At 66.0% G+C, this 11,969-nt stretch carries 10 protein-coding genes; 5 read left to right on the top strand and 5 right to left on the bottom strand.

Going from position 1 to position 11,969, the window contains the following annotated elements; genetic code table 11:
- Positions 1-357, bottom strand: coding sequence for a YciI family protein (locus VF716_RS09985; protein ID WP_011911395.1), 357 nt, complete (start codon positions 355-357; stop codon positions 1-3).
- 85 nt (positions 358-442) lie between these two features.
- Complete coding sequence (locus tag VF716_RS09980; protein WP_125460254.1) at positions 443-904, bottom strand: YybH family protein; 462 nt, start codon at positions 902-904, stop codon at positions 443-445.
- Positions 905-1,197: 293 nt separating this feature from the next.
- Between VF716_RS09980 and VF716_RS09975 the strand changes: the two genes are divergently transcribed.
- The 3 genes from VF716_RS09975 to VF716_RS09965 are packed head-to-tail and all read left to right on the top strand — an operon-like array spanning position 1,198 to position 4,783.
- Entirely contained in the window at positions 1,198-3,438 is a 2,241-nt protein-coding gene (locus VF716_RS09975; RefSeq protein WP_440552624.1) for a TonB-dependent receptor, read from the top strand.
- Positions 3,438-4,565: a PepSY-associated TM helix domain-containing protein gene (locus VF716_RS09970; RefSeq protein ID WP_017245917.1), complete on the top strand. Its 1,128-nt coding sequence runs from the start codon at positions 3,438-3,440 to the stop codon at positions 4,563-4,565. Before VF716_RS09975 ends, VF716_RS09970 begins: the two co-directional genes overlap by 1 nt.
- Entirely contained in the window at positions 4,562-4,783 is a 222-nt protein-coding gene (locus VF716_RS09965) for a hypothetical protein (RefSeq protein ID WP_037005031.1), read from the top strand. The genes VF716_RS09970 and VF716_RS09965 overlap by 4 nt, the downstream gene beginning before the upstream one ends.
- Here the strand turns inward: VF716_RS09965 and VF716_RS09960 are convergent.
- Entirely contained in the window at positions 4,746-7,532 is a 2,787-nt protein-coding gene (locus VF716_RS09960; protein WP_440552622.1) for a response regulator, read from the bottom strand. The genes VF716_RS09965 and VF716_RS09960 overlap by 38 nt on opposite strands.
- Positions 7,529-8,686: an acyl-CoA dehydrogenase family protein gene (locus tag VF716_RS09955; RefSeq protein WP_019407411.1), complete on the bottom strand. Its 1,158-nt coding sequence runs from the start codon at positions 8,684-8,686 to the stop codon at positions 7,529-7,531. Before VF716_RS09955 ends, VF716_RS09960 begins: the two co-directional genes overlap by 4 nt.
- A 158-nt stretch (positions 8,687-8,844) precedes the next feature.
- Here VF716_RS09955 and VF716_RS09950 point away from each other — a divergent pair, with 158 nt between their 5' ends.
- Positions 8,845-10,008, top strand: a complete 1,164-nt coding sequence (locus tag VF716_RS09950) for a lactonase family protein (RefSeq protein WP_440552620.1) — start codon at positions 8,845-8,847, stop codon at positions 10,006-10,008.
- A 115-nt stretch (positions 10,009-10,123) separates the two neighbouring features.
- Here VF716_RS09950 and VF716_RS09945 read toward each other — a convergent pair whose 3' ends face one another.
- A complete protein-coding gene (locus VF716_RS09945; RefSeq protein WP_440552619.1) occupies positions 10,124-10,339 on the bottom strand; it encodes a hypothetical protein in 216 nt (71 codons plus the stop codon).
- Between the two features lie 187 nt (positions 10,340-10,526).
- Here VF716_RS09945 and VF716_RS09940 point away from each other — a divergent pair, with 187 nt between their 5' ends.
- Positions 10,527-11,948, top strand: coding sequence for an iron-containing redox enzyme family protein (locus VF716_RS09940; RefSeq protein ID WP_440552617.1), 1,422 nt, complete (start codon positions 10,527-10,529; stop codon positions 11,946-11,948).
- The last annotated feature ends 21 nt before the right edge of the window (positions 11,949-11,969 follow it).

The following is an 11,969-nucleotide window of genomic DNA, read 5'->3' as shown; positions in this document are numbered from 1 at the left end:
TCAGCGCTGCGGCAGCTGGCGCAAAGGCCGGACCTCGACACAACCGAGGCTGGCTGGCGGAATCTTCGCCGCGATGGCCTCTGCCTCCCGCTGGTCAGCCGCCTCGATCAGGTAGAAGCCGGCCAGCTGCTCGCGGGTTTCGGCAAAAGGACCATCGACCACCGAAGTGATGCCATCGCGCACGCGCACCGTGCGAGCCGTACGCACCGACTGCAGCGGTTCCCCGGCGAGCATATGCCCGCTGGCACGCAGCTCCTCGCCACAGCTCAGGCAGCGCGCAACCAGCGCCTGCCACTGTTCATCGGTCAGCGCATCCACGCGCTGCTCGTCGTAATAGATCAGACACAGGTATTTCATGGCGAGGCTCCGGCTGCTGGGGACGCAGAAAAGCTAGCAGCCGGGAGCAAAGCCTGCCCGATCGAACGACGAAGCTCCGCAGCGCTCAACCGGCCTGCTGCGCCGCCGGAGGTGTCGACGACATGCATACCTGGCCGGTCTCCATGTCGAAGGGCATCGAGAAGTGCTCGTGAATCACTTTCCATTCGCCGTCGCGCCGCGCCCAGACCCGCGTGCCGCGCATCCACGCTGTCTGCATCTCGCCTTCGGCGTTCGGCCCGCCGCAATGGGTGAGCATGCGGCTACAGGCCAACTCGCCGCCGACGTCCACGTGCAGCTCGTGAGTCTCGAAGAAGCCTTCGCCCTGGCAGAACTCGAAGCAGCGCTGCCAGTGCGCGCGGTACTCGGCCACGCCCTTGAACTGCAACGCGCCCACAGCATCGAAGGCGACCACCTCCGGCGCGTACTGCGCCATGATCCGGTCGAGATCCTTGGCGCCAATGGCCTGCTCGAAGTCTTCGTGCAGCTGGCGAATGGCGGTTTCATCCTGGCGGGTTTCGGTGCTCATGTCCGTCTCCTGTGATCGGGTTGAACGGGTGGGTTCAGCCAGTAGTCGTTCGGCGCGCACATGGATCGACAGGCCGGGCGAATCTTTTTTTTTCAGAAGACCGACAGGCGACGGGCCGCGGGCCAGACGCCTTGGCATACCTAGCGCGCCGCCATGACACGGCACCGCCAAGCGGAATACAGTTGCGAATTGTTATCCTTTATATACGATAGTGGCTCTCAGATGGCACAGGCTCGCATCGCCAGCCGAGCCGTCCTCCGCCACCTACAGTTCAATGCCCGGTCAGGTCCGTCATGCCCACTCTTCGCTTCTCGCGTAAAACCGCACTGCTGCCCGTTTGCCTTGCCGCCAGCTTCGCTGGCTCGCCGCTCATGGCCCAGGAACAACTCGAAGAGGGAGCACAGAGCAGTGCGGCCGAGCCGGTCGAGCTGCAATCGGTGGAGATCACCGCCAGCGCCGACGCCTCTGCAGACGGGCTGACCCAACCCTACGCCGGCGAACAGGTCGCCCGCGGCGGGCGCGTGGGTATTCTCGGCAACCAGGACTATATGGAGACGCCGTTCACCTCAACCGCATACACCTCCAAGCTGATTCAAGATCAGCAGGCGCGTAGCGTGTCGGACATCGTACAGAACGATCCGTCGGTGCGTGTGGCACGGGGCTTCGGCAACATGCAGGAGCTGTACGTCGTGCGCGGCTTCACGCTGTTTTCCGACGATATTTCATACAACGGGCTTTACGGCTTGCTGCCGCGTCAGTACGTAGCGGCCGAATTCATTGAGCGCGCCGAAGTCTTCCGTGGCGCCAGCGCCTTTCTTAATGGTGCGGCACCGGGAGGCTCAGGTGTTGGCGGCATGATCAACCTCGTACCCAAGCGTGCTCCGAATGAGCCGCTCACGAGACTGACAGTGGGTGCCGAAAATGGCGGTCAAGGTTCGGCAGCCGTCGATCTGGGCCGCCGCTTCGGTGAAGAGGAGCGCTTCGGCTTGCGTCTTAACGCTGCCAAGCATGCCGGCGAGACGTCAGTCGACAACGAAGACCGTACTCTGGATATGTTCGCCCTCGGCCTCGACTATCAGGGCGACAACTTCCGCCTATCTGCTGATATCGGTCATCAATACCACTTCATAGATGCGCCTCGCCCCAGCGTGAGCATCGCCACCGGTATACCGCTACCAAGCGCACCAGCCGCCAAAGATAACTTTGCTCAGCCATGGACGTTCTCCAAGGAAATGCAGACGTTTGGCACCGTCCGGGGCGAATATGACTTTTCTGACTCGGTCACGGGCTGGCTAGCCGTAGGCGCGCGCCGCGGAGAGGAAGAAAACCGCTTGGCCAACCCGACTTACGTCGGCGCCGACACCACGACTGCATATCGCTTCGATAACCGACGCAAGGAAGAAATATCTACAGGTGAAATTGGCCTGCGCGGCCGTGCATTGACCGGGCAGGTCTCACATCAATGGGTAATGTCTGCCGCGACCTTTCGGGCCGAGGAACGCAATGCGTTCGGTGGATCAGCTTACGACAACCTTTTGGCCGGTAGCCTCGATAACCCGTATGACGTCCCTATCCCCGACTTGCTGCCGAAAAACATCAACGGTTCGTTTTCCGATCCCAATGTGATTGGCCGCACCTCCACTCAGAGTCTGGCGATCGCAGACACGCTTGGGTTCATGGAAGATCGGCTACTTGTAACCCTGGGCGCACGTCGACAAGGGATCGAGACCAAGAACTACTCTGCAGCGACTGGAGATCGCGATTCACGAATCAACCGCTACGAGACCACTCCAGTTGGTGGTGTGCTCTACAAGCTGACCGATGACGTATCGATCTATGCCAACTACATCGAAGGACTCGCCAAAGGTGACACCGCCCCATGGACCACCAGGCGGCCAGACGGAACGATCGAGGCAGTTAGCAACGCCGGGCAGACGCTGGCACCACACATCGCCAAGCAAACCGAGATCGGCTTGAAGTACGACAGCATCAACCTGGGCGGCAGCCTGGCGGTGTTCCGCACCGAACGCCCTATCGGCGTAGTGACCGACTCCGTCTTCCGCGAAGGAGGCGATCAGATCAATCGCGGGATCGAACTGTTGCTGTTCGGCGAACCGGCCTCCGGGATCCGTCTGCTGGGCGGCGTCACCCTCCTCGATACCGAGCTGAGCGACACCAACAATGGCGATTACGACGGTAACCACGCTATCGGAGTGCCTAAGACCCAAGCCAACGTTGGCGGAGAATGGGATGTGCCCGGGTTTGCCGGCCTCACGCTGACCAGTCGCGTCGTCTATACCGGCAGCCAGTACACCGATATCGACAATGACCGGGAAATCCCGTCCTGGACTCGTCTGGACCTCGGCGCGCGCTACGGGATGAAAGTGCAGGACCGCGACGTGACGCTCCGCGCCCGTCTCGACAACGCCACTGGCCGTGACTACTGGGCCTCTGCCGGCGGCTATCCGGGCGCCAACTACCTCGTCCTCGGCGCCCCGCGCACGCTGTCGGTCAGCGCCACGGTCGACTTCTGATGCAGGCAGCCACGCTTCGTCGCTGGGGCTGGGTCCACAAGTGGTCCAGTCTGGTCTGCACGCTGTTTATCCTGATGCTGTGCCTGACCGGCCTGCCGTTGATCTTCTCGCATGAGATCGATCACCTGACCGGCAACGAGATCGAGGCGCCGGCGATGCCCGAAGGCACGCCGCGCGCTCCGGTCGATCAGGTGGCCGCCAAGGCGGTCGAGGCCTATCCGGGGCTGGTGCCGCTGTATTTCTTCGCCGAAGAAGACGATCCGGATGTCTGGTACGTCAAACTCGATACCCGCGTCGACACCGATGAAAGCGGGTCGACGCTGATCCTCTCCGACGCCCGCACGGCCGAGGTACTGGGCGCGCCGAACTTCGACGAGGGGTTCATGAGCGTCATGTACCGCCTGCACGTCGACCTCTACGCGGGGCTGGCGGGCAAGCTGTTCCTCGGCTTCATGGGCCTGCTGCTGATGGTGGCGATCATCTCCGGCGTGGTGCTCTACGCGCCCTTCATGCGCAAGCTGCGCTTCGGCGAAGTGCGTCAGGAACGCACCGCCCGCACCCGCTGGCTGGACCTGCACAACCTGCTTGGCATCGTCACTCTGGTCTGGGCGCTGGCGGTGGGCTTCACCGGGGTGATCAACACCTGGGCGGACCTGATCTTCCAGGCCTGGCAGGCCGAACAGGTCGCCGCCCTGCAGGCCGGCAAGACCCGCGTGTTGCTGCCGAAGGACGCCAGTGATGCACCGGCCGCGGACGGCTCGCTGCAGACCGCGGTGGATCGCGTGCTGGCCGCCGCGCCGGGCATGGCGGTGGCAATGATCGCCTACCCCGGTACCCTGCGCGCCACGCCGGAGCATGTCGCGGTGATGCTGCACGGCGACACGCCGCTAACCTCGCGCCTGAGCCAGGCGCTGCTGGTCGACCCCGCCAACGGCGAGGTGCTGGAGGCCAGCGCGCGGCCCTGGTACGTCACCGCGCTGCAGCTGTCCGAGCCGCTGCACTTCGGCGACTACGGCGGCCTGCCGCTGAAGGTGCTCTGGGCGCTGCTGGATATTCTCACCATCGTCGTGCTGGGCAGCGGCCTGTACCTCTGGCTCAAGCGCGGCGCGACCGAGGTGCGGACATGATGCGCATCTGGTTGTGGCCGGTGGTGATCGCCGTGTTGTCCGCCGCCGGACTGATCGCCGGCCTGGTTTCCGAAGGCGCCGGCGACTGGCTGAGCTGGCTGGCCCTGGCAGCACCGGTCGCCGTCGGCGTGCATGGCCTGACCCGCTGCGGCGCCCGGGCTCAGGCGCGCAGCAACGATTTCAGGGGCGCAGCACCTCGGCGAGCTGATCGAAGCTGAACGGCTTGGGTAACGAACGCGCCGGCAGGCGGCTGTCGATACGGCCCTCGCCGGAGACGAAGACCAGTCGCAGCCACGGCTGGGTCTTCAGCGCCTCGGCTGCGAATTCCGGGCCCGAGCGACCGGGCAGGTTGACGTCCAGCAGCAGCTGGTCGAAACGCTGCTCGTGCAGCGCCTTTGCCGCCGTTTCCGCGTCCGGATAGCCGCGCACGCCGTAACCCAGCTCCTCGACCATCTCGCAGGTCAGCGTCAGCAGCTGCGGCTGGTCCTCCACGACCATCACCCACTGCCGCGGCGCGGTCTTGTCGTCCCCAAGCTGGGCACCCAGCAGCTGACGCACCTTGCGCGCCAGGTCTTCCTGCCGGTAGGGCTTGCTCAGCAGCTCCACGCCCGGGTCCAGGCGCCCGCCATGAACCACCGCATTGCGCGTGTAGCCGGACGTGAACAGCACCGCGACGTCCGGCTGCAGCAGCCGTGCCTGGCGCGCCAGTTCGGTGCTGCTCAGCGGCCCGGGCATGACCACATCGGTGAACAGCAGGTCGATACCGATGCCGCTCTGCAGGATGCTCAGGGCGCTCTGCGCATCGTTGGCACGCAACACCGAATAGCCGAGACCAGTGAGCAGTTCGATCACCGTGGCCTGTACGGGCAGGTCGTCCTCCACCACCAGAATGGTTTCGCTGCCGCCCACCACCGGGCCGACGGTGGCTGGCAGCGCCTGTACTTCGGGCTGCTCGGTACGCGGCAGGTAGAGCTTGACCGTGGTACCCGAGCCCGGCTCGCTGTAGAGGCGGATATGCCCGCCACTCTGCTTGGCGAAACCGTAAGCCATGCTCAGGCCCAGGCCGGTACCGTGGCCTTCCGGCTTGGTGGTGAAAAAGGGTTCGAAGGCCTGCTCGATGATCTCGGCAGGCATGCCGATGCCAGTGTCGGACACCGCCAGCAGCACGTACTGACCGGGCGTCACATCGGCCTGGGTGCCCGCATAGAGTTCGTCGAGCATGGCGTTGCCCAATTCCAGGGTCAGCTTGCCGCCCTCGGGCATGGCATCGCGGGCATTGATCGCCAGGTTGAGCACCACCTGCTCGAGCTGATGCGGATCGACCATGGTGGTCCACAGGCCGCCGGCGACCACGGTTTCGATCTCGATGTGCTCGCCGATGGCCTGGCGCAGCAGCTCGTCGAGATCGCGCAATAGCCGGCCAAGGTTGGTCGGTTGCGGCCGCAGCGGCTGGCGACGGGCAAAGGCCAGCAGCTGGCGCGCCAGCTTGGCACCGCGTTCGACTGCCGAGCTGGCAGCATCGACGCGCTTGGCCGCGCTGCGGTGCTCCTCCACCAGCGGCTGCAGCAACTGCAGATTGCCGGCGATTACCTGCAGCACGTTGTTGAAATCATGGGCCACGCCGCCCGTGAGCTTGCCGATGGCCTCGAGCTTCTGCGACTGGTACAACGCCTGCCGGCTCAGCTCCAGTTCGCGAGTGCGTTCCTCGACCAGTTCCTGCAGCCGCTCGCTGGAGCGCTGCAAGGCCTGCTGCGCCAGCACCTGGGCGGTGACGTCATGACCCTGGCAGAAAATACCGGTGACCCGCTCGTCCTCGCTGAATACCGGCTGGAAAACGAAGTTGAGGTAGCGTCGCTCGGCCTTGCCACCGGTCTGCGGGCGCACGCGCACGGCGAGGTCACGGCCGAGATAGGGCCGCCCGGTAACGTAGACCTGCTGCAGCAGCTCGGACAGCGCACGGCTCTCCAGCTGCGGAAAGGCCTTGAATGCCGGGCGGCCGAGCAGTTCGCGGGCACCAACCAGCTGATGGAAGGCGCGGTTGGCGATCTTCAGTTCGTGGCGCGGCCCTTCGGTGATGGCGATGAAGCCCGGTGCCTGGTCGAACAGCCGCTGCAGATGCGCGCGCTCCTCGTCGAGTCGGCGCCCGTGCAGCTCGCTGGCGCGGCGCTCGGCCACCAGTGCCGACACATCGCGCAGGGTCAGGGCAGCGCCCACCACGGCACCATCCGCCGCACAGACCGCGGCCACGACGATCTCCAGGGCGCGGCCGCTGACGGCGTCCTCGTGCTGCAGCGTCTGCGTCGTGTCGCAGTCCAGCGCGCGTGCCAGCGCCTGGCCCAGCTCCGGGCTCCAGAACGGCAGACCACTCGCGGTACGACCCAGCACCTCGGCGCGCGCAAGGCCGAACAGCTCGGCCGCGCCGGCACTCCAGTAGAGCACCGCGCCGGCCCGGTCGAGGCCGACGATCGCATCGCGCGCGGCATCGATGAAGTGATGCAGATAGAGCTCCGCCGTTGGCAGCGGCCGCCTGCTCGACTGACTGCCGTGCACCGTGGCATTGGCCCGGTCCAGCGTGGTCCGCAGACGCGCCCGTCGCCGCACGCTGGCCAGCGCCTGATCGAGCTGCTGCTGTGGATTGGCACCCAGGTTGACGATGGACCAGTGGGGTCCAAGCAAGGGCGCCGGGCCCTGCGCGCGGTGCAGCGCGTCGGCTTCGCCATCCTCGCTGAGAAAGAGGATCTGCGCGGTTTTCCAGTGGTTGCGCAGCTGTCGCGCCAGGGTCACCGGGCGCGGCAGGGCGGCCGCCAACAGCACCAGCGCCGGCTGTTCGTCGTCCGGCGGCAATGCACCTGCATCCAGACGGCTCAGCTGCAGGCCGTGCGCCGCCGCCCACCGGGCGACCTGCTCATGCAGGCCGCTGTCATCGGCCTCCAGCAGCGCGACCCGATCGAGCAGCAGGGCGCTCATAGCAGCGGCACCCCCAGCAGACTGCGGCCTGTCCAGAGTTTGAGCAGACCGGTGGTGGGCGTCATCACGTGGCCGGCGCGGGCATCCCGCAGCAGCCGGGCAGCACGGCTGTTTTCCCGATAGGCCGCGCCACCGCAAAGCGTCATCGCCTCGTTGGCCAGCTGCACTGCGGTTTCCGCCGCATCCGCCTTGCACGCCAGGATGAACGACAGCGCCTCGGGATGCGCGCCATCGCCGCGCCGTGCCGCTTCGCGCACCAGCGCGCGGCTCTTGACCAGGGCGGTCCAGAGTTCGCCGTACCGCACCTGCAGGCTTTCCACGTCGCGCAGGGCCTCGCCGGAATGGCTGTAGCGGCGCGAACGCAGATGCACACTCGCCTCGTCCAGCGCCGCCTGGGCGATACCCAGGTAGGTGCCGGCCATGGCCATGAGAAAGAACGGTGCCACCACCTCGAAGACATACCAGACCTGGTCGCCAGGCTCGCCCAGCAGGTTGCGCGCCGGCACCCGTACCCGATCGAGCTGCAGCGGTCGCGACGAGTTGCCGCGCATGCCGAAACCGGCCCAGGCATCCAGCCAGTGCATACCCTCCCCGCCCTTGTCGACGATCAGGCAGCTGAAATCCCCGGCTTCGGCGCCGGCCGCCACGGTGGATACCACGTAGGAATCGGCATGCCCGCCATTGGTGACGAACTGCTTGGTGCCCTCGACGATGAAATCCTCGCCATTGGCATCCAGGCGGGTCTCCGGCAGATAGAAATGCGCACCGGTGCCCTGCTCGGACAGCGCCAGGGTGGTGACATGCCGGCCCGCGGCAATTTCCTTCAGGTAGTGCTCGCGCTGATGGTCGGTGGCCTTGGCGGCGATCACCGCAGTGGCCACGCAATGCATGCCATAGCACAAGGCAGAGGACGGACAGGCACGGGCAATGGCTTCGGTGAGCACGCACAGGCCCAGCAGTCCCTGACCCAGCCCGCCCTGATCCACCGGAACCTGCAGGCCGAGCAGGCCGGCCTCGGCGAGCGCGCGCATGGAATGGGCCGGCCAGCGACACTCGGCGTCGACCTCGGCGGCCAGGGGCGCGATGACATTTTCTGCCAGATCGGTGGCGATGCTCTGCAATTCGACCAGCTGAACGGGGAGCAAATGGTCCATGAGTCTTCCTGGAATCTTGGGGAGGCCGGCATCCACCCAGCCGAATATCTGACCGTTTTGGTCGGATCTTGTTCGAACGCGGCGGCTCCATGTGGGGAGCGCCACGTGAGATTGGCGGTCATAGTGGCATGACTTCTTCGACAAAGGGCAAGCGACCCATGCGCCTTCGACTCGCACTGGCTCTGCTGGCCGGGGCATTGCTGGCCAATGGCGCCCAGGCCGAGAGCAACGACATGCATATCCTGATCGGCAGCTACACGCATGACAGCGACAGCCCCGGCGTGCTGCGCCTGCGCTTCGACCCCTCGCAGGGACGGCTCGAGCCGGAGCCGCTGCAGGCGCTGACGAGCCACAACCCCTCCTGGCTGGTGCTGGACGAGCGACGCGGGCGGCTCTATGCCACCCATGAGAACGGCCCGGCCCATGCCGATCCGGTCGGTCGCGTCGGCGCCTGGCAGCGCGACGCCAAGGGCGACTACCAGCCCATCGGCCAGGCCATCAGCCTCGGCGATGAGCCCACCCACGCCAGCCTGAGCGCCGATGGCCGCTACCTGTTCGTCAGCAACTATGGCTCGCGACCCAACCCCGGCGGCAGCCTGGCGGTGCTGCCGCTGGACGAGGATGGCCGCCCCTTGCCGGTCACGCAGATCGCTGCGCATCAGGCCAGCGGCGTGCACCCCGAACGCCAGGCATCGCCTCACGTGCATTCGGCGGTGCCCAGCCCGGACGGCACGCGCCTTCTGGTCAGCGACCTGGGCGCCGACCGGGTGTTCGTCTACCGCTACGACCCGAGCCATGCCGAACGCCCGCTGCGGCCGGATGAGCCAGCCAGCATCGAGCTGCCCGCGGGCAGCGGCCCGCGCCATCTGGTGTTCCATCCCAATGGCAAACACGCCTACCTCGCCCTTGAACTGAGCGCCCAGGTGGCTGGCTTCGATTACACCAATGGCACCTTGACCCGCCGGCAACTGCTGGACCTCAAAGAGGCCGATAGCGAAGTGCGTCATTCACCCGGCGCGATCCACACCTCGGCCGATGGCCGCTTTCTCTATGTCAGCGACCGCGGCGACTACAACCACATCATCGTCTTCGCCATCGAGGCCGACGGCACGCTGCGCGAAATCCAGCGCCGCCCGAGCGAAGGCCGCGAACCGCGGGAGTTCGCCATCACGCCGGACGGTCGCTTCATGCTGATAGCCAATCAGCTTAGCGATGCGCTGGTGGTGATCCGCCGCGACCCGGAGAGCGGGAAGCTCGGCGAGACGTTGCAGACCCTGGCGGTCGGGCGGCCTTCGGATATCAAGCTGCTCACGCCGAACTGATCCGCGCCATTTCAGGACAGCCAGCAGGCGACCCGATCGCGCCGTGAATTAAGCCGATGGCGGCATCAACGCCCGGCAAATGCGTCGAGCGTGACGTCGATCACTCCGCGCGCGTTCAGCGCTCCGGCTGCTCGCCATCGGGCAGTGCCTCTTCGTCGCTCACCTCCTCGGCCATACCCGACGGCACGTTGTAGGCGCCGCCCGGCACGTCGCTTTCGCTACCGCCGGCGACATCGCCATGAGTGGTGGTGGTTTCGGGATTCTGTTCGTGGGCATCGCCGCTCTGATCGATGGACTCGATGCTCTCGCGGCCCGGTTCGCTCTGGCTCATCAGCGGTTCCTCGTTCGTCGCCGCACCCCGGCCGATCCGGAGCGCCATGGTTTTTAGGATGGCGGGGCCGGCAGAAGGTGCAGGGCCGTAAGGCCATTTCTGGACCAATGGCCGCTCGGCGGCGCAGCTGAACTAATCCAGTGGCGGGGCAGCCAAAACTCAACTGGAACTGCCATAGAACAGAATCATGCAACTGACTTCCCGCAGCCTGCCGATCACCCCTGCCATCACCCCGGAGCCGGATCAGCCGTCACGGGCGCTGTATTTCGCCCTCGTCCGCGAGGTCGACGAGCACGCGCGGGAGAACGCCGCCGATTACCTGCGCACGCAGCTCGAAGCGGCCGCTGCCCTGCCCTGCGACCTGCCGGCGGACCCCGCCGATCTGGACGCCTGGGTGCTGCAGCGTACCGAGGCGGTCGGCCATCAGTACCAGGCCTACCTGGAACAGCGCCGGGCCGGCGGGCCGCGCCGCTATTTCCCGAGCAAGGCCCATGCGCTGCACTTTCTGCGTGGCGTGGCGCCGACCAAGCTGGTGGACGGTGCCTGGCTCTACGGCCTGTTGCAGCGGTGGGACGATGTGCGTTTCACCGCGCTGATCCAGACCTACCTGGAGGAGCTCGGCGACGGGCTGCCGGAGAAGAACCACGTGGTGCTCTACCGCAAGCTGCTGGCGAGTCAGGGTTGCGACGACTGGCAGGAGCTGGACGACGAACACTTCGTCCAGGGTGCCATCCAGCTGGCGCTGGCCGAGCACGCCGAGCAGTTCCTGCCGGAAATCATCGGCTTCAATCTCGGTTACGAGCAGCTGCCACTGCACCTGCTGATCACCTCCTATGAGCTGACCGAACTGGGCGTCGACCCCTACTACTTCACCCTGCACGTCACCGTCGACAACGCCGACAACGGCCACGCGAAGAAAGCCGTGCAAGGTCTGCTGGATGCCTGGCCGCAGGTGGGCGACAGCGCCGAGTTCTATCGCCGCGTGCGCGATGGCTATCGCCTCAACGACCTGGGCGCCAGCACCGTCTCGGTGATCGGCAACTTCGACCTCGGCCGCGAGGTGCAGCGCATCTTCGAGAAGAAGGCCGCGGTCGGCCAGTTCGTCCATTCCGACTACTGCCGCTTCGAAGGCCGCACGGTCAACCAGTGGCTCGGTGACGACGTCGAGCAGTTCCTCGCGGTGCTGGACAAGCGCGGCTGGATCAAGCGCGGCCACGACCCGCAGGAAAGTCGTTTCTGGCAACTCATCGTCGGCGAACAGGCGCCCATGTTCGGAGTGTTCAGCGCCTACGAACAGCAGATGATCCATGACTGGATCGCCGCCGACTGGCAGGCCGAGGGCAAGCGCAGCCCGCGCGGTGCGCTGCTGCAACGCCAGGCGGCGTTCAACGCACGGCGCGCCGCGCCTGCGCCGGCCATGCCGCAACCCGCCGAGCACGCCAGTGGCAACGATTTTGATGAGGAGTTGCAGCTGCTGGAGCAGCAAGTCGCCCGTCTGCCCGACCGCGCCGCGCGCATGCGCCTGCTGCTGCCACTGCTGGCACCGCAGCGCCACCATAGCGCCGCCGGCCTGCTGGCCACGCGGCTGTTCAACGGACTGTTCAACTGACGAGATCGATCAAGGAAAGCA

Source organism: Stutzerimonas sp. Brlt_14, assembly GCF_051948915.1.
Lineage (GTDB): Bacteria > Pseudomonadota > Gammaproteobacteria > Pseudomonadales > Pseudomonadaceae > Stutzerimonas > Stutzerimonas stutzeri.
Note: the sequence above shows the minus strand (reverse complement) of the source record. Positions and strands in the feature narration are given on the sequence as shown.